The sequence below is a fragment of the Micromonospora sp. NPDC048999 genome, from assembly GCF_040649295.1.
In the GTDB taxonomy this organism is placed as follows: domain Bacteria; phylum Actinomycetota; class Actinomycetes; order Mycobacteriales; family Micromonosporaceae; genus Micromonospora.
Map to the genome: position 1 here is coordinate 53,296 of NZ_JBEZFI010000019.1, position 17,236 is coordinate 70,531.

18 protein-coding genes are annotated in these 17,236 nt (G+C 68.1%); 10 read left to right on the plus strand and 8 right to left on the minus strand.

Features of this window, described 5'->3' with window-relative positions; genetic code table 11:
- Positions 1-60: 60 nt before the first annotated feature.
- Positions 61-921 (minus strand): TetR/AcrR family transcriptional regulator, encoded by an 861-nt coding sequence (locus AB0C02_RS20270; RefSeq protein WP_357549922.1) that lies wholly within the window; start codon positions 919-921, stop codon positions 61-63.
- 31 nt (positions 922-952) lie between these two features.
- Here AB0C02_RS20270 and pdhA point away from each other — a divergent pair, with 31 nt between their 5' ends.
- The 3 genes from pdhA to AB0C02_RS20285 are packed head-to-tail and all read left to right on the plus strand — an operon-like array spanning position 953 to position 4,207.
- Entirely contained in the window at positions 953-1,978 is a 1,026-nt protein-coding gene (gene pdhA, locus AB0C02_RS20275; protein ID WP_357549924.1) for a pyruvate dehydrogenase (acetyl-transferring) E1 component subunit alpha, read from the plus strand.
- Positions 1,975-2,970 (plus strand): alpha-ketoacid dehydrogenase subunit beta, encoded by a 996-nt coding sequence (locus AB0C02_RS20280; RefSeq protein WP_357549927.1) that lies wholly within the window; start codon positions 1,975-1,977, stop codon positions 2,968-2,970. Before pdhA ends, AB0C02_RS20280 begins: the two co-directional genes overlap by 4 nt.
- Before the next feature lie 13 nt (positions 2,971-2,983).
- Positions 2,984-4,207 (plus strand): dihydrolipoamide acetyltransferase family protein, encoded by a 1,224-nt coding sequence (locus AB0C02_RS20285; RefSeq protein ID WP_357549929.1) that lies wholly within the window; start codon positions 2,984-2,986, stop codon positions 4,205-4,207.
- 24 nt (positions 4,208-4,231) lie between these two features.
- Here the strand turns inward: AB0C02_RS20285 and AB0C02_RS20290 are convergent, their stop codons facing one another.
- Genes AB0C02_RS20290 through AB0C02_RS20300 form a run of 3 tightly spaced genes read right to left on the minus strand, consistent with a single transcriptional unit; the run spans position 4,232 to position 6,050 of the window.
- Positions 4,232-4,456: a hypothetical protein gene (locus AB0C02_RS20290; protein WP_357549931.1), complete on the minus strand. Its 225-nt coding sequence runs from the start codon at positions 4,454-4,456 to the stop codon at positions 4,232-4,234.
- A complete protein-coding gene (locus AB0C02_RS20295; protein ID WP_357549933.1) occupies positions 4,450-5,616 on the minus strand; it encodes a DEAD/DEAH box helicase family protein in 1,167 nt (388 codons plus the stop codon). The genes AB0C02_RS20290 and AB0C02_RS20295 overlap by 7 nt, the downstream gene beginning before the upstream one ends.
- A 2-nt stretch (positions 5,617-5,618) precedes the next feature.
- Positions 5,619-6,050, minus strand: coding sequence for a hypothetical protein (locus tag AB0C02_RS20300; RefSeq protein WP_357549935.1), 432 nt, complete (start codon positions 6,048-6,050; stop codon positions 5,619-5,621).
- A gap of 434 nt (positions 6,051-6,484) precedes the next feature.
- On the opposite strand from AB0C02_RS20300, the gene AB0C02_RS20305 reads away from it, so the two are divergent.
- Genes AB0C02_RS20305 through AB0C02_RS20320 form a run of 4 tightly spaced genes read left to right on the plus strand, consistent with a single transcriptional unit; the run spans position 6,485 to position 11,201 of the window.
- Positions 6,485-7,639: a tetratricopeptide repeat protein gene (locus tag AB0C02_RS20305; protein ID WP_357549937.1), complete on the plus strand. Its 1,155-nt coding sequence runs from the start codon at positions 6,485-6,487 to the stop codon at positions 7,637-7,639.
- Between the two features lie 3 nt (positions 7,640-7,642).
- Complete coding sequence (locus AB0C02_RS20310) at positions 7,643-7,972, plus strand: hypothetical protein (RefSeq protein ID WP_357549938.1); 330 nt, start codon at positions 7,643-7,645, stop codon at positions 7,970-7,972.
- A 23-nt stretch (positions 7,973-7,995) separates the two neighbouring features.
- Entirely contained in the window at positions 7,996-10,254 is a 2,259-nt protein-coding gene (locus AB0C02_RS20315) for a CHAT domain-containing protein (RefSeq protein ID WP_357549940.1), read from the plus strand.
- The gene (locus AB0C02_RS20320; protein WP_357549941.1) at positions 10,251-11,201 is read left to right on the plus strand and encodes a tetratricopeptide repeat protein; all 951 of its coding nucleotides are present in this window, start codon (positions 10,251-10,253) and stop codon (positions 11,199-11,201) included. The genes AB0C02_RS20315 and AB0C02_RS20320 overlap by 4 nt, the downstream gene beginning before the upstream one ends.
- Positions 11,202-11,297: 96 nt before the next feature.
- Here the strand turns inward: AB0C02_RS20320 and AB0C02_RS20325 are convergent, their stop codons facing one another.
- Together AB0C02_RS20325 and AB0C02_RS20330 are read right to left on the minus strand one after the other, a co-directional pair.
- Positions 11,298-12,539: a helix-turn-helix transcriptional regulator gene (locus AB0C02_RS20325; protein WP_357549942.1), complete on the minus strand. Its 1,242-nt coding sequence runs from the start codon at positions 12,537-12,539 to the stop codon at positions 11,298-11,300.
- Positions 12,536-12,685: a hypothetical protein gene (locus AB0C02_RS20330; RefSeq protein WP_357549943.1), complete on the minus strand. Its 150-nt coding sequence runs from the start codon at positions 12,683-12,685 to the stop codon at positions 12,536-12,538. The genes AB0C02_RS20325 and AB0C02_RS20330 overlap by 4 nt, the downstream gene beginning before the upstream one ends.
- A gap of 336 nt (positions 12,686-13,021) precedes the next feature.
- On the opposite strand from AB0C02_RS20330, the gene AB0C02_RS20335 reads away from it, so the two are divergent.
- The 3 genes from AB0C02_RS20335 (at position 13,022) to AB0C02_RS20345 (ending at position 15,145) form a co-directional block, all read left to right on the plus strand.
- Positions 13,022-13,912: a helix-turn-helix transcriptional regulator gene (locus AB0C02_RS20335; protein ID WP_357549945.1), complete on the plus strand. Its 891-nt coding sequence runs from the start codon at positions 13,022-13,024 to the stop codon at positions 13,910-13,912.
- The gene (locus AB0C02_RS20340) at positions 13,905-14,096 is read left to right on the plus strand and encodes a DUF397 domain-containing protein (protein WP_357549946.1); all 192 of its coding nucleotides are present in this window, start codon (positions 13,905-13,907) and stop codon (positions 14,094-14,096) included. Before AB0C02_RS20335 ends, AB0C02_RS20340 begins: the two co-directional genes overlap by 8 nt.
- Positions 14,097-14,536: 440 nt before the next feature.
- Positions 14,537-15,145, plus strand: coding sequence for an ElyC/SanA/YdcF family protein (locus tag AB0C02_RS20345; RefSeq protein WP_357549949.1), 609 nt, complete (start codon positions 14,537-14,539; stop codon positions 15,143-15,145).
- Here AB0C02_RS20345 and AB0C02_RS20350 read toward each other — a convergent pair.
- Together AB0C02_RS20350 and AB0C02_RS20355 are read right to left on the minus strand one after the other, a co-directional pair.
- On the minus strand, positions 15,067-16,008 hold the full coding sequence (locus AB0C02_RS20350) for an oxygenase MpaB family protein (protein WP_357549951.1): 942 nt from the start codon (positions 16,006-16,008) through the stop codon (positions 15,067-15,069). The genes AB0C02_RS20345 and AB0C02_RS20350 overlap by 79 nt on opposite strands.
- Entirely contained in the window at positions 16,005-17,231 is a 1,227-nt protein-coding gene (locus AB0C02_RS20355; protein ID WP_357549954.1) for an MAB_1171c family putative transporter, read from the minus strand. The genes AB0C02_RS20350 and AB0C02_RS20355 overlap by 4 nt, the downstream gene beginning before the upstream one ends.
- Between the last annotated feature and the right edge of the window lie 5 nt (positions 17,232-17,236).

The window sequence follows — 17,236 nt, forward strand, 5'->3', positions numbered from 1 at the left end:
AACGGCATTAGCCAATCTGGTCAACAGCTTCTCGATGGGATGCGGGCGTTGCTGTTCATCTCACGTCGCGGTGGGCTCGTTGTAGAGCCCCAGTTGCGTGAGCGCGGCGATCGCATGTCCTCGCGCCTCGGCTCGGGTTGGCGCGGCCCTCAGGCCGAGTAGACGCTGACGGTGCGGTTCACCCAGCAGGAGAGTGAACAGCGCACGCGCCAGGTCGGGATCCGGCTCGGGGAGGCGTTCGCCGAGTGCCCGGATGTAGGACTCTGGGCCGTCGCGGTAGAACCGTTTGGCCAGGTCGGGAAAGGCGTGGGCCTCGGTGACCATCAGCCGGTGCAGCCCGATCGCCTCATCGGAGTGCAACGCGGAGACGATCTTGGTCGCGAGCTCGGTCAGGGTGTCGTCTTCGCCACCGGTCAGGTCAAGGGCGCGGCGGCGAAGCCGTTCCACGGCGGCGACGAAGATCTCGGTCCGGTCGCCGAAGTAGCTGTAGATGGTGCGTTTGGCGACGTGAGCCGTCGCGGCCACCTCGTCAAGCGAGACCTGACCGAACCCGCCCGCGATGAACAGGCGCACCGCGGCATCCAGGATTTCGTCGCGCCGCTGGGTCCGCTCTGCCTCGGTCGGGCGACCGCGCTTGCGACGGGGCGCCTGCGACGGGCTGGTGCTCATCAAGGTCCCTCTCGTCGACAACCGGGCGCCACCGATCCTATAATGAAACGATCTACGTTTCATTACCTGGTCGATGTTGATCTCAACCGGCGTTGAGTCCTCAACCTCGGCCCGCAGGGACGCGCCACGACCGACCCATCGATCGGCTGTGGCGTGCCCGGGCGAGAAGGAGACCCACATGCCCTCGAGCGCACCGGCCAGAACGGCCGACAAGTCCATGACGAGGAGCAGGCGCAAGATCTCGGCGAACACAGAACCACCAACTGTCAGTGACGAGCAGTTGGTGGCGTTCTACCGGCAGATGGTGCTGATCCGCCGGTTCGAGGAGCGCGCTGCCCGCGCCTACACCGAGGCGAAGATCGGCGGCTACTGCCACCTGAACCTTGGCGAGGAGGCCACCGTCGCCGGTCTCATGGCCGCGCTCGACGACTCCGACTACGTGTTCACCAACTACCGGGAGCACGGGTACGCGATCGCCCGAGGCATCGGCCCGGAACGGGTGATGGCCGAGCTGTACGGGCGCGCGGACGGTGTATCGCGGGGATGGGGCGGGTCGATGCACATGTTCGACATCGCGTCCCGGTTCATGGGCGGGTACGGCATCGTCGGCGGCCAGTTACCCCTCGCGACCGGGGCCGCGCTGGCCATTGACTACCGTGGCGGATCCGAAGCGGTGATGTGCTTGATGGGCGACGGCACCACGAACATCGGCGCCTTCCACGAATGCCTCAACATCGCCGCCCTGTGGAACCTGCCGATCGTCTATGTCGTGATCAACAACGGACTCGGCATGGGCACCACCGTCGAGCAGTCGTCCGCCGAACCCGAACTGTACAAGCGTGCGTCCTCCTACCGGATGCCCTCCGCCCGCGTGGACGGTAACGACCCGGTCGCCGTCCACGAAGCCGCCAAGGCCGCACTGGCCGGGGCCCGGGCCGGGAAGCCGTACCTGCTGGAGGCCGTCTCCGGCCGCCTGAAGGGGCACTCGGTGGTGGACCCGGCGAAGTACCGCAGCAAGGAGGAAGCCGAGGCGTTGAAGGCGGCCGACCCCATCGCGGCCTACGCCGTCCGACTCCATGAACAAGGACTGCTGACCGACGAGTTGATCACCGAGATCGACGCCGCGGCCGCCGCCACGGTTGCCGCGGCCGCCGAGTTCGCCGATGCCAGCCCCCACCCGGAGGTGTCGACATTGTTCGACTACACCTATGCGACTCCGGTGCCGAACGATTCCCGTCGGCTTCCCGGGGACGCGCTCTTCCCCGCCGCGCCACGGCCGACCGTCCAGCAGATCGGAGCTTCAGCATGAGCGTGATCACGTACCGGCAGGCGCTGCACGACGCGCTGCGGTCGGAGATGCTGCGCGACGAGAACGTGTTCCTGATCGGTGAGGAGATCGGCCTGTTCGAAGGCTCGTACAAGATCACCGCCGGCATGCTCGCCGAGTTCGGCCCGAAGCGGGTGCGGGACACTCCGATCGCCGAGGAGGGCTTCACCGGTGCCGCGATCGGCGCCGCCATGCTCGGCTTGCGGCCGGTGGTGGAGATCATGACGATCAACTTCTCCCTGCTCGCCCTGGACCAGATCGTCAACCACGCCGCCAAGATCTACGGCATGTTCGGCGGCCAGGCGAAGGTGCCGATGGTCATCCGCACCCCGGGCGGCGGCGGGCAGCAGCTCGGCGCAACCCACTCGCAGAACATCGAGCTTTACTACGCCTTCGTCCCCGGCATGAAGGTCGTCGCCCCCTCGAACCCTGCCGACGCCAAGGCGCTGATGCTGGCCGCGATCCGCGACGACGACCCCGTCCTCGTGTTGGAAAACCTGGCGCTCTACAACACCAAGGGCGAGGTCTACGACGAGGACGTACCGGCTGAGATCGGCAAGGCAAAGATCACTCGCGAAGGTTCCGACATCACCGTCGTCGCCTACTCCCGGATGGCGGCGGTCGCGCTCCAGGTGGCCGAGCAGCTCGCCGAGAGTGATGGGATCGATGTCGAGGTGGTCGACCTCCGCAGCCTCCGCCCACTGGACCGGGCGACGATCATCGCCTCGGTCCAGAAGACGAACTGCGCCGTCGTCCTCGAAGACGACTGGCTCACCTACGGCATCGGCGCCGAGATCGCCGCGACCATCTCCGACGGCGCCTTCGACTGGCTCGACGCCCCCGTCCGCCGCGTCGCGATGGCCGAAGTCCCACTCCCGTACGCCAAGCCGCTTGAGACCGCGGCCCTGCCCTCCGCCGACGACGCGATCACCGCGATCCGCCAAACCCTCGACGCCGTCGCCCGGCGCCGCTGATCGGAGACCCTTCGTGATCGACATCCTCATGCCGCGCCTGTCCGACACCATGGAAGAAGGCGCCATCTCCACCTGGCACAAGCACCCCGGCGACCCGGTCGCCGCCGGCGACATCCTCGTCGAGATCGAGACCGACAAGGCCGTCATGGAGTACGAGGCCTACGAGAGCGGCACCCTCGTCGAAATCCTTGTCCCCGAGGGCGAGAACGCCGCCATCGGCACACCCATTGCCCGCCTCAACGACCGATCCGGTGACGAGAACGTCTCACTCCCGCAAGTGGCGCCACCCGCACTCGCGGCGACCGCCGCCAAGCCGAAGCACCGGGCCGCGACCCCGTTGGTACGCAAGCTCGCGCGGGAACGCGGCATCGACCTGAGCAGCGTCACCGGCACGGGTCCCGGTGGTCGGATCGTCCGCGCGGACCTCGACGCCCTCGAATCGGTGCCGACGCCTGCACCGCTTGCCAACGAACCGGTCGAGACCGGCTCACCTGCGCCTGCTGCGGCCGGTGTCACAGCACTGCCGATGCAGGACGGGCGCGAAACGACAACGGTGCCGTTTGATCCGGTGCGACAGGCGATCGCGACGCGGCTCACCAAGAGCGCGACAACCATCCCGACGTTCACCGTGACCGCATCCGCCGACCTGGAGGGCCTCCTCGCACTCCGGGTGCAGCTGAACACCGCGCTGCGCGATGCCGGACGAAAGGTGACAGTCAACGACCTCATGGTGCGGGCGGTCGCGCTCGCCCTACGCGAGCGCCCCGGCGTCAACGCGTCCTACTCACCCGAGGGCCGTGGCCAAACCCTGCTGCACGGGCGGGTCAACATCGGCATCGCCGTCGCCTCTCCGGCCGGGCTCATCGTGCCGGTGATCCGCGATGCCGACCGGATGTCGGTCACGGCGATCTCCGCGCAGACCCGGGCGCTAGCCGACAAGGCTGCGAACCGGACGCTGAACACGGTGGACATGGCCGACGGGACCTTCACAATCAGCAACCTCGGCATGTACGGAGTCGAGCACTTCACCGCGATCATCAACCCACCCCAAGGCGCGATCCTCGCCGTCGGTGCCGCGACACCGGAGCCCACGCTGTCCGGGGAGACGCTGGAAGTGCGGCGCCGGATGCGATACACGCTCACCGCCGACCACCGCATCATCGACGGTGCCCTGGCCGCGCAGTTCCTCGCCGCCCTCACCGACCTGCTTGAGCATCCGCTGCGGATCGTCGCATGACCAGGATCGCTCGGGGCGATCGAACTATTGGCCGGCGGCGAGTCGGAGCCGGGCAAGCAGGTCGGCTACTTCTCGGGTCTCCTCGTGCTGTGGGCCGTAGACGACGCAGAGGTCGTCGTAGAGCGGCTGCAGCTCGTCCATGGCCTCTGCGGCCCTACCTTCGGAGAGCAGCAGTATGCCGATGTTGCGGCGTAGGTCGAGGGCGGTGGGGGAGACTTCGCTGGAGGCGGCGCGTACGTGGGTCAGCACCTGCCGGAACTGGCGCAGGGCGGTTGGTACTCGCCGAGGGTGCCGAACAGTTCGAGGGTTTTGTGCTTCGGAGTGGCGGTGAAGGCGAAGTAGGAGAGGTTCCCGCTGCGCTGCCGCTTGCGGACGCTCGCCGTCAGTTTCTCCTCGGCGGTCTGCGGCCCGGCGGCGCTGGTCGCGCCCGCGTCGTCGGAGTCGGCGTCCAGACCGAGGTCGCGCAACACCCGGCGTACGTCGGTGGCGGCCTCACCGGCCTGCGAGGAGTGCGCCTCGTCCACGATGATCGCGAACCGGCTGCCGCGCATCTCGGTCGGGTTGCGCTGGAGGTAATCCACCAGGGCCGGGAAGGTGGCCAGGGTGACCGTGATGATTTTGCCGGTCTCCTGGGAGAGCGCCTTGGCGAGCTGCTCCGACTTGGCGCCGTACCTTTCGTCGATCTTCACGACCAGCCCGGCGGTCTGCTCGAAGCTGCCGACGGTGTCCCGGAGCTGGGAGGCCAGGTTCCGCCGGTCGGTGATGATGACGACCTTGTCGAAGACCGGGCTGCCCGGCTTGACGCCGGCGGCGGGCGCGTCCGGTGCGAGCGCCGCCGGGTCGTTCGGGGTGTGCAGCGACGACAGCCGGTGCGCGAGCCAGGCGATGGTGTTCGACTTGCCCGAGCCGGCCGAGGCCAACACCAGGTAGTTGTGCCCGCCGCCGTGCCGGGCCGCGTGCGCGGTCAACCGCCGCACCGCATGCCACTGGTGATAGCGCGGGAAGATCAAAGACTTTCGGGTACGCCCACCGGCGGCCTTCTCCTGGTGCAGGTGGACGAAGCGTTCCAGCAGGTCGAGCCAGTTGTCCCGCTGCCAGATCTCCTCCCACAGGTAGGAGGTGGCATATTTTCCGTACGCGGTGGCCGGCGGGTTGCCCCGGCCGCTGGGACGCCCCGGCCCCTCGCTGCCGGTGTTGAACGGCAGGAACCGGGTCTGCGCGCCCCGCAGCTGCGTGGTGACGAAGACCAGGCCCGGATCGACGGCGAAGTTCGCGACCACCCGGCGCGAGAAGATCAGCTCGGTCGGGTCGCGGTCGGTCCGATACTGCTCCTTGGCGTGCTCCACCCCGGAGCCGGTGAGCGGGTTCTTCAGCTCGGCGGTGGCGACTGGGATGCTGTTGAGGAACACCGTCAGGTCGAGGCGGTTCCCCCGGTCGGCCTGCTTGGTCGCGTACTCCGGCTCCGGACCACGGTGAGCCGGTTCTGGCGGTAGTCGGCCAGGATCGCCTCCGACTCCACGAACGACGGCTTGAAGTATGCGAGGCGGATCCGTACCCCGTGGTCCTTGACGCCTTTGCGGAGCACGTCGAGCAGCCCGTCGGTGGCGATCGCCTGGTCGAGCCGCTTGGCGAACCCGCGCTGCGCCGCGTCCCGGTCACCGCCGTAGTAGGTGACCAGGTCCTCCCACTCCTGCGCCTGGGTCGCCCCGATGAACGCGAAGAGCTGGCTGGTGTCGAGGCCAAGCTCGGGACGGTAGTCGGCCCGGTCGCCCTCCGCCCAGCCGTCGGCGAGCAGCGCGGCGACGATCGCGTCACCGAATGCAGACTCGTGATGGATCGCCACGCCGCCACCACCGCAACCGGGCCCGGGTGCCGGCCCATTGCCCGGGTGCCGGCCCATTGCTGGAGCCTGCTGATCGACGCCAACATGTCGAAGGCACGACGCACATCCAGCTGGCCAACATGGTCCGGAATGGCTCGGTGTGTACGCCGACGGCGGTGATCGGACAATCCGGCTTGAGAGTGGTTTCTGATGTCAGATCATGGTCGTTCCGGTCCGCCGGATCGGTGCCAGCCGTAAAGTGCCGGCCATTGTGGAGGGGCTCCGGTTGTTGGGCGGACGCTGACCGGCGTTGGCGATGGACCATGCCGGCCAGGTGGATGTGAGGCGAGGTTTTCGGGTTGGCGAATGGTCCGGGCTCAGGGGCCAACAGCGGGCGGGACGCGATGCCGGATTCTCTGGTTCACGGTAGGCCGGCTGGCACGGTTGCCCAGTGGGTGGAGGTGCATCGGCTGGCGGTGGCGGGCCGGGAGCCGCTGATCGCCCGGCAGGTCGGAGCCCGGGTGGCGAGGGTGTGGCTGCTCAGGTCCCGGTTCGCGGCTGTCGCGGCCCTCGCGAACGCGACCCTGACCCTCGGCCCGGACGCCGGCGCCTTCTATGACCTGGGTTGGGCGCAGTCCTCTACCGGGCAACCCCGGGAAGCCCTGGCCAGTTACGAGCAGGCCCTGCATTTGTACCGCGAGGCCGGCGACGACGGCAACGAAGCCGCCACCCTCAACAACATCGGCCTCGCCTACGACGATCTCGGGGATCGACAGCGAGCTCTGACCTACTTCAAGCAGACCCTGCCCATCGCGCGGAAGGCCGGCTACCGCGCCGGCGAAGCCGCCACCCTCAACAACATCGGCCTCGTGTACCACGGGCTCGGAGACCGGCAGCAGGCCCTGGCCTACTACCAGCAGTCCCTGCCCATCGTGCGGGAAGTCGGCGACCGCGCCGGCGAAGCAACCACCCTCAACAACATCGGCGGCGTGTACGACGGGCTCGGGGACCGGCATCAGGCCCTGGCCTACTACCAGCAGGCCCTGCCCATCCGGCAGGAGGTTGGCGACCGCGCCGGCGAAGCCGTCACCCTCAACAATATCGGCCTCGTGTACGACGGGCTCGGGGACTGGCAGCGGGCCTTGGCCTACTACCAGCAGGCCCTGCCCATCCTGCGCGAGGTCGGTGACCGCGCCGGCGAAGCAACCACCCTCAACAACATCGGCGGCGTGTACGACGGGCTCGGGGACCTGCAGCGGGCCCTGTCCTACTTTCAGCAGGCCCTGCCCGTGATGCGGGAGGTCGGCGACCGCGCCGGCGAAGCAACTACCCTCAACAACATCGGCGGTATCAAGTTCCAGCAAGGCGATTTCGCTGGGGCGAAGGACACGTTGGATGAAGTTCTTGAGGTAGTCCACGTCATCGGTGATCGCGGATCGGAGGCCGTGGCGCAGTCCAATATGGCCGCTCTGCTCCTAGGGATGGCGCGAGTGGACGATGCCATCGAATTCCAGCGCCGAGCGGTGGCTCTGGCCGAGCAGACGAGCCATCCGGCGCTGGATCAGATGCGAGCGTTCCTCATTCAGCTTCAGCAAACGAGGGAAGGATAAACGGTGGGAACTGCCGCACTTGAGGTTTCGGGACCGGACGCCGCGCGTTGGGCCGCGGAACTGCACGCCGCCCTTGCCGCGAACGCCGGGCCTGGCGATGGGGTGTCACCTGTTGAGGTGCAGCGTTCCGCCGATGTGGTGATCGCTGTCATCGGGCTCGTGTTCGCTGGGGTCGGCGCGGCCAAGACGATCTGGGACTGGTGGCATTCCCGCCGTGCCGAGGGCGTTACCGTCACGATCCTGCTCGGCGACGGTACCCGGGTCGACGTGTCCAACGTCAGCGGAGGGGAGCTGGAGATCGCTTTCCAGCAGGTCGAGTCGCGGCAACGCTGAGGGCGGAGATCATCGTGGGTGAGATGAGCACGTACGAGTTGGAGATCTTCGAGCAGACCTCCGACTACTCCGAGTTGCGCCTGTGGACCGGTGGGGGCCCGCCGAAGACCCGTGGCGTGGACAAGGCGGCGATCGATCAGCTGATCGGGATGGTGGAACGCGATTACAGTCAGCATGCGGTCGCGCAGAAGGTGTTCGGCGCACCGCAGCTGCGTGACCTGGGCATGAAACTGGCCGCCTTCCTCGACGGCGATGAACGGTGGCTGACCCCGGTCCTGGACCGCCCTGCCGGCACCACGCTGCGCATCACCGCCGAGGGACGGCTTCGGCACCTGCCCTGGGAACTGCTCGCCGTGGACGGCTCGCATCTGACCGTATCCGTCAATGCGCCGCTGCTACCGGTGCGGGCCGTCGGCACCAACTCGGCCCTCACGGCCCCGGTCAAAGCCGCGAACCGACCCTTGCGGGTGCTGTTCATGGCCACTTCTCCCGAGGGCGTCGAGCCGGTGCTCAGCTACGAGGCGGAGGAAGCGGCCATCCTGGCTGCCACCTCCCGAACCGGCGCCGATCTGGTCGTGGAGGAGAGCGGCACGCTGGAAGGGCTTCGCTTTCTCAGCCGCGACTACGGGACGGGATACTTCGACGTCCTACATCTGAGTGGCCACGCCACCATCAGCGTGAACGGCCAGCCCGCCTTCCTCGTCGAGAACGAGTTCGGTGGGCTCGCCTACGCCACCGCTGACCAGATCGCCCAAGCCATGGCCGGGCACTGGCCCCGCCTGGTCTTCGTCTCCGGCTGCCTCACCGGGAACGCCCCCGACGGCGGCGCGTTCCCCTCGATGAGCGAGAGCCTGGTCCGCGCCGGAGCTCCCGCCGTGCTGGGGTGGGCGCTGCCGGTCGGTGACGTCTCCGCGACCGAGTTCGCCGCCGAACTCTACCGGTCACTGGCGGACGGGCAGCCCCTCGACCGGGCCATCGTCGAGGCCCGTCAGCACCTGTACAAGCACAAGCGCGGCAACTGGCACCTGCTGCGCGCCTACGCCGACAGATCCCCGCTCGCCCCCATGGTCACGCCCCTGCTCACGAAGGGGCGTGCACGGATCCAGATCCGGCCCGCCGATCAGGAATTCCTGGACCCACAGACCCGACTGTCCCGGGTCGCCGCCCGCGCTGCCTTCGTCGGACGACGACGCGTCATCCAGCGCTGCCTGCGTACCCTCAAACAACCGTACGGTAGCGGCGACGCGGCCGAGGCCCTTGTCCTGCACGGCATGGGCGGCCTCGGCAAGAGCAGCCTCGCCTCCCGGCTGCTGGAACGCATGCCCACCCACCAGCGTGCCGTCTGGTTTGGCCGCGTCGACCTAACCAGGTTCCGGGAGCTCACCACCAAGGTCGAGTTCCCCACAATGGAGCAGCAGATCGAAGCAGCCAAGCTGCTCGACAACGGCCAGGCCCCCCTCCTTGTCCGCCTGCGCCATCTGCTTCACGTCGACGGACCTCTCGGACAGACTCCCTGCCTGTTCGTGTTCGACGACTTCGAAGACGGCAACCTCGACGAACGCGACGGCGGCCACGTGCTCTCCCCGGAGATGGCCGACATCCTGCCCGCCCTACTCAAGGCCATCCGCGACACCGGCAGTTCCAGCCGGGTCGTCATCACCAGCCGCTACCGCTTTCCCGCACCCGCCGCGACCACCATCGTCGTCGAGTCACTCGAAACCCTCACCGGAATCGAACAGGCCAAGAAACTCGCGAACCTGCGCAACCTGCGCCCCGGCTCCTCCATCGAGCCCGACATCCGCCAACGCGCCATCAACGCCGCTGCCGGCAACCCCCGCCTGCTCGACTGGCTCGACCTGATCGTCGCCGACCCCCGTCTCGACATCGATAGCCTCATCACCGCCATCGAGGAGGAAGCCGACCGATTCCGCCGGGAAACCATCCTCGCGAAGAACCTCCTCAGTTCCCAGACCCCCGAGCTGCAGAAGATGCTCGCCAAGGTCAACGTCATCGAACTACCCGTCCCCGCCGACACCGTCCGCGCCGTCCACGACCACCCCGACGCCACCATCCACATCGAACGCGCCGTCCAACTCGGCCTGATCGAAGAAGGCATCGACCCCGAAACCCGCCAACCCCGCTACTACGTCTCCAACGTCCTGCGCCCCCTCATCCGCCCCCTGCTCACCGACGACGAATACACCCAAGCCTGCGCCGCCGCCGCACAATCCCTGTACGAACTCTGGATCACCGACCCTGCCACGCCCGGGCCCGCGTCATGACCACCCTCGCCCAATGGGTGGAGGTGCACCGGCTGGCGGTGGCGGGCCGGGAGTCGGTGATCGCCCAGCACGTCGGAGACCGGGTGGCGAGGGTGTGGCTGCGCAGGTCCCGGTTCGCGGATGTCGCGGCCCTCGCGGACGCGACCCTGACCCTCGGCCCGGACGCCAGCGCCTTCTATGACCTGGGTTGGGCCCAATCCTCCACCGGGCAGCCCCGACATGCCCTGGCCAGCTTCGAGCAGGCCCTGCACCTGTACCGCGAGGCCGGCGATCACGGCAACGAAGCCGCCACCCTCAGCAACATCGGCCTCGTGTACAACGGGCTCGGGGACCGGCAGCGGGCCCTGGCCTACTACCAGCAGGCCCTGCCCATCCAGCGAGAGGTCGGCAACCGCGCCGGCGAAGCAACCACTCTCAACAACATCGGCGGCGTGTACAACGGGCTCGGGGACCGGCAACAAGCCCTGGCCTACTACCAGCAGGCCCTGCCCATCCGGCGGGAGGTCGGCGACCGCGTCGGCGAAGCCGCTACTCTCAGCAACATCGGCTTCGTGTACGACGGGCTCGGGGACCGGCAGCGGGCCCTGGCCTACTACCAGCAGGCCCTGCCCATCCAGCGAGAGGTCGGCAACCGCGCCGGCGAAGCAACCACTCTCAACAACATCGGCGGCGTGTACAACGGGCTCGGGGACCGGCAGCAGGCCCTGGCCTACTACCAGCAGGCCCTGCCCATCCGGCGGGAGGTCGGCGACCGCGCCGGCGAAGCAATCACCCGGTACAACATCGCGATGATCCACCGGGCTGAGGGGAATCTCGACAGGGCGATCAGCGAGCTCGAACTCGTCGTCGACCTCGACCGCCAAGTGGGCCACCCGGACCTCGCATCCGACACTGCCACGCTTGAAGAGGTACGCCAAGAACGAGCAAGAACTCGGAAAGCAACCTGAGCACCTCATGCACTCGGCTGGGCTGAACACCCGGCCAGGTGCGCCTGGCCAGTAACCGCGCCGGCCACCGGCGCACGCACCCTGCGATATTGCGCGTCATCGTTGGATGATGAGTCCGATGGTGGTGGCGAGGCGGGTGACGTCGGCTGAGGTGGGTCCGGTGCGGAGCAGGGCGGTCAGTGCGGCGTGGGCGGCGGGGCGGTTGCGGGTTTCGGCGGGGGCGATCTGGTCGGCGGTGACAAGGGCCTGGCCGGCGGCGTGGTGGTCGCCGAGGTCGTGGTAGGCGCGGCTGATGTCGATCAGGTGGGCGGCGCGGTGTTCGGCGGGTAGCCAACGCCAGGCGTCGCCGTTGGTGGCGTGGCGGTGGAGGGTGATGGCTTGTTGGCTGTCGCCGAGTTCGGCGGCGGTCAGGGCGCGGGCGAGGTCGACCATGATGGGCGCGAAGTCGAGGTCGCCGCCGCCGTTGTGGTGGGGGTGGTCGCGGTGGGTGGCGGCGAGGTGGGCGGCGTGGTTGGTGAGGTGGCGTACGGCGGTGGGGTCGTCGCAGGTGGCGGCGGCGAGGGCGGCTTGGATCTGCACGATGCCGGCCAGGGCGAGGTGGTCGGGTGGGGTGTGTCGGGTTGGTGTGGGAGTGAGTTGTTGTACGGCGGTGGTGGCGGCGGTCATGGCCAGGCGTCCCCGGTTCGAGGCGCGGAGCGCCTGGGCCAGGGGTATCGCGGCCATGGCGGTGCGGCGCGGGTCGCCGGCGGCGGCGGTCATCGCCCGGTCGGCGACCAGCCAGGCCAGCTCCGCCTCGCCGAGTTTGACCAGCACCTGGGCGGCGAGCCGGTATGTCCGTACCAGGAGGTTGGCGGTGTCGGCCGGGCTGGTCACGGTGGCGAGGTGGCGGGCGTCGCCGAGCAGGTCGGGCAGCATCCGTAGGACCTGGGGGTGGTGGGCGTGCCGGTATGCCTCCCAGGCGTGGTTCACCCGGCGGGTCAACTCGTCCGCTGATGGCGGCACCGGCCGGCCGGCGGCGAATCCGGTGGTGTCGTAGCAGGCCAGCGTCGCGCGTACGCGTTCCAGGGCGTCGGCGGGGGCGCCGATCGGCTCCGGCCAGCGGGCTGCTTTGGAGAGCAGGATTTCGGGGGTGACGCCGAGGACCTCGGCGACTGTTTCGATGGTGGAGAACCGGTCGAGGTTGCGTAGCCCGCGCTCGACCTTGTCGACCCAGCTTTTCGACTTGCCGATCCGGTTGGCGAAGATCTGCTGGGTCATCCCGCGTCGCGCCCGCAACTGGGCCACGCGCCGCCCGGGTGGAAGCTCACCAGCGATGTATCGGCCTGGCCTGCTGTTCATCGCTCCTCCGTGTGGTGCATGGCCTCGGTGGATTCGCCGCAGCGCGGGCACCACCGTGCCTTGACCCGGAACGCGAAGAGCCCGAGCAGGAACCCGGGCATCAAGCCGCCCAACACGACCGGAACGATCTCGGCAATCACGATCACTCGCCCCTCAACCCCGGTCGTCCCTCTCGGCATGGTCGGCCCGATCCGGGGAGGGCTGTTCACACTCTGGGTCGGCGGCAGCCTCCTTCCCGTACGCCCCTCCCCGGTGGCCGTAGGCGGGCCGCTGCACCACATCGACGGGTTCGCCGCTGCGTTGGAACCACTTCCACCGGGGCACGTCAACCTCCCATGATCATCTGGCCGGCCTCTCTAGCTGCCACGGTCCGGCAACATCGATGCCTGCTGCAACACTCCAGACGAGACAATCGTGCTGAGACGCGCTTCCCGGGTGATGATGCAAGAGCCGTCTCGCGGCAAGTCGGATGAGGCGTCACGATGAAACAGGGGAGGATGATCCTGATGAGCGAAGTCGGCTCGACCGTGCCGAGGCGAGAGCTTGGTCGGCTGCTGCGACAAACCAGAGAGCAGGCCGGGATCGGCTTGGAGGCCGCCGCATCCGATCTTGAGTGGTCGCGCGCCAAGATGTACCGCATCGAGTCGGGGCAAACTCCCGTCCGTTCCCTGGACGTGGAACAGATGTGCCGGATGTACGGGACGTCGGCGGAAATGACCGAGGTTCTCACCAGCCTCGCGAAGGAGTCGAAGAGCAAGGGCTGGTATCACGCCTATGGCGAAGTAATCCCCCGTTGGTTCGAGCTGTATGTTGGCCTTGAGGCCGCCGCCAGTCGGATTAGGACATACGAACATGCCCTGGTTCCGGGCCTGCTGCAAACCCCGGAGTACGCCGCCCAGGTCGTGCGCACCCGGCCGAATGTCTCCGACGGAGAGGCGGCCAAGCTCGTTGAACTACGTGTCGAACGGCAACGCCTTCTCACAAGGAGGCGGCCTGCCGCTCCAACCCTGGATGTCCTCATCGAGGAGGCACTACTTCACAGGAGCGTCGCCGGGATGGCCGCGCAGATTGACAAACTGATGAGGGTCAGCGAGGACCCCAACGTATCGATCAGGGTTCTACCACTGAACGGCAGACTGTCTCAGGTGGCGGTGTCAGGTGGCTTTGTGATCCTGGACTTTCCGACCAACGGGGCTAGGTCTGCGGAGCCGACAACGGTCTATAACGAAGGTCTTTCGGGGGCGCTCTACCTCGATCGAATCGAAGAGGTCAGGGCTTACGCCGAGGTTTGGAACACGCTCACCGATCAAGCGTTGAGCGTCGACGAATCCCGTAAGTTGATGCAGCGGATCAAGGAGAGACATTATGAGTAGGTCAAGCGGTGCTCAGTGGCGCAAGTCCACCCGGAGCGGAGCCCAGGGAAACTGTGTCGAGGTGGCGGACAACCTACCCGGTGTCGTGGCCGTACGTGACTCCAAGGACCCCCAGGGGCCGGCGCTCGCCTTCACCCCGGCGGCGTGGTCCACGTTCGTGGCGTTCGCCAAGGCGGCCCAGTAACCGGCGGATGTGACAGCAGCCGAGGACCCCCGATCTGCCCTCTCGTCTCATCGGCGGATCGGGGGTTTCCGGCACCCGATGAAATGGGCCCAGTGATCGAGAAGAGACGACCAACGGGGTCTGTGATGCCGGCCAGCACCGCGCCGGACACGAGGGCCGGGTCGTAGGCGCGGATCGTGGCGAACCCGGACCCGCTGATCCGCAGGTGGAGTTCCAACCCGGGGTCCTCTCTGCCTGCCCGTGATCGACATCAGATAGACGACTGTTCCGCTTGAACTGGTGCCTACCATCGGGCCATGACCGTCACGCCAGGCCCTTCCGCGTCGCTCCCACCCGGTCACGCCGACGGCCCGTCCGTCGATTCGGGGCGGTCCGGGCTGCGGCCGGCCCGTCGGCGACGTCGGCTTGTTCAGCGGGTTCTCGTCGCCGGGGTCGGGCTTGTGCTGCTCTTCGCCGCTCCGGCGCTTTGGGTCCGGGCGTACTCCGTTGGCCATCTGTACGCGATTGACGATGCGCCCGAGGCGCCGGTCGTGGTCGTGTTCGGCGCGCAACTGGCACCGGGAGGCACTCAGCCCATGCCGTTTCTGAAGGGGCGGCTGGACGTGGCAACTCAACTGGTCAAGGACGGCAAGGCCCGCGCCGTGCTCGTTTCGGGCGACCGCGACGGCACCTCCGGCGACGAGATCGCCGTGATGACGGCGTACCTCGTCGCCGCAGGCGTGCCCGCCGAGCACATCGTCGGTGACCCGTATGGTCTCGACAGCTACGACACCTGCAAGCGGGCCCATGACGTGTACGGCATACGCCGGGCGCTGCTTGTCAGCCAGTCACTGCACCTGCCTCGCGCTGTGATGCTGTGCCGGCGCCTCGGCATCGACGCGAGTGGGGTCGCCGCCCGCTGTGACGGCTGCCGGACGGTGACTCTGGCGAGGAACACCGCACGCGAGGTACCGGCGGCGTGGAAGGCGGCCTACGACCTGGTGACCGCCCGCCCGCCTGCGGTGTCCTCAGCGCCCGAACCGGCGCTGCAGCAAGCCCTCGACGAGTAGACAGCGGCAACCCCCTCTTTCGGCTGCGGGCCGAGTTGGCTGATCTCGTACCCGTCGGGGTAGGTCTTGGTTTTGATTCCGTCGGCGAACAACGCCGTCGTTCGCGGCTTGCCGAACCAGCGCTGCAGCCGGGAGCGAACCTTCAGCGCCAGGTGCAGGCCGGCCCTGACGGGCCAGGCGGGTGGAGCGACCTGCATCGCGGCTCGCAGGCGTTCGTCGTACATGGCGCTGACGAGCGCGTTGCCCAGCGGTGCGAGCGGGCCCGGGATGCGGGTGAGCATGAGCATGCGGGTGGCCCGTTCGATGGCCGCCGCGTCGTCGTTCGGCTTCAGGTGGGCGGCGTCGTGGGCGTCGAACCAGGTCTCGAACGCTTCGTAGGAGTCGGGGATGTCGGTGATGCCCGTCCGGCGGCCGAGCTCCCGGTAGAAGAGGTGCGTGGCCTGCCGTTCGTGGCAGCACGGGCGGCGCCAGCCGTAGCGTTGCAGCCAGCGGGTCGGGATCACCACCAGGCAGCCCAAGACGTAGAGGTAGTCGTCGTTGCTGATGTCGTACGGGCGGTGGATCTGGTTGACGCGTCGTAGCGCATCCCGGCCCTGCGGCTGCTCGAAGCCGTTGAGCACCATTTCGTACATCAGCAGACCGGTGTCGTCGATCCGCTTCTGCGTACGCTCGGTCAGCTCACCGGTGGCGGTGTGCACCGCGGCGATCGACGGGATCGAGAAAGACCGGTTGAAGGCGAGGTTGAGCCCGAGCTTCATGTCCCACGGGAACTCGTATCGCAGCATCGCCTGGTAGATGGCCAGGTAATCGCGCTCCGGGTCGAGGGCGCGGATACGAGCGAGGTTGGTGTAGCGGGCTCTCATCGTCGGGCATCTCCAACCGGTGACTGCGAGGGGAGGTGTCGGGACGCGGCGAGCGTCTGGGCCACCACGAGCGACCGGGTGTAGGCGCTGGCCACGAGCGTCAGCCAGGCGATCTCGCCGGCGTAACCACCGGAGGGACGATGCATGTCATCAGTGGGTTGGGGGAGCGCGGTAGCGAGGCCGGCGCGACGCGCATGCAGAGCACAGGCCAGTTGCCCTGCCTCGACCGCGGCTTGCCGCCTGTCGGCGGTCAGCTCAACCTCGTCGGCGAACTGTTCGGCGAGCGCCGTCACCCTGCCGTCCAGGTACGGGCGCAGCGCGAGCCGCGCGTCCCGGATCTCGGCGACGCGGCGGGTCAGGGCGTAGTCGATGTCCCGTACGGCCGTGAGGGTCCGACGCAGGCTCTCGTCGAGTTCGAGTTCCGGGAGTGCGGCGATGAGGTCCCGCCAGAGCGGTTCCAGCCGGCGGTAGGAGCGGAGGTCGTCCCAGCGTCGCGTGATGGTCAGGATAGGGCCCCATGCCGGCATGGTGAGGCCGGCCATCATGAGCAGCGCGCTGATGGTCACCAGGACCGCGGCGATCTCCCGCTCGCCGGTCGGCCGGTTACCGGTCCAGTAGGCGATGAGATACGCGATCTTGTTGGTGCTGTAGAGCAGGGCGAAGGCGGCGCCGACGGCCGTGACGCGAAGGCCGCGGCGCAGCCAGGGGCGCCCGCAGATCCGGGCGAAGCGCCAGCACAGCCGGGTGATGTCGATGCAGTAGGCGAAGAAGCCGAGGGTCATGAAGATCAGCAGGTACGCGGTCACCGCGGGGTCGGTGGCGTACTCGACCGTCAGGAGCACCGGCGTGTCGTAGGTGAGCGTGTAGGCGAACAGCCCGGCTATCGCGACGAAGGCGCAGCCGGTTACCAGGACCCACACCCGGACGCGGGCGGCGGCCTTTTCGGGCGGAAGCGCCAGGTGGAGCAGCATGCTCTCGGCGCTCACGGCGATGGTCATCGCGCCGGCGTGGGAGAGGACCTTGGCGAGGTTGGGCAGGCCCGACGTGTGATCGATGGCGGTGGCCAGGGGTGGTACGGCGAGCGTTATCCCGACGGCGAAAGCTCCGATGGCGACGCAGATCGCGCCGCGCACGCGGCTGGGCTGCCGGCGCTGGAGCCGCAGCAGATATCCGAAGGCGATCCAGCCCGCGAGGGCGGAGACGGCGTACAGCGCAGTGTCCATTTCCC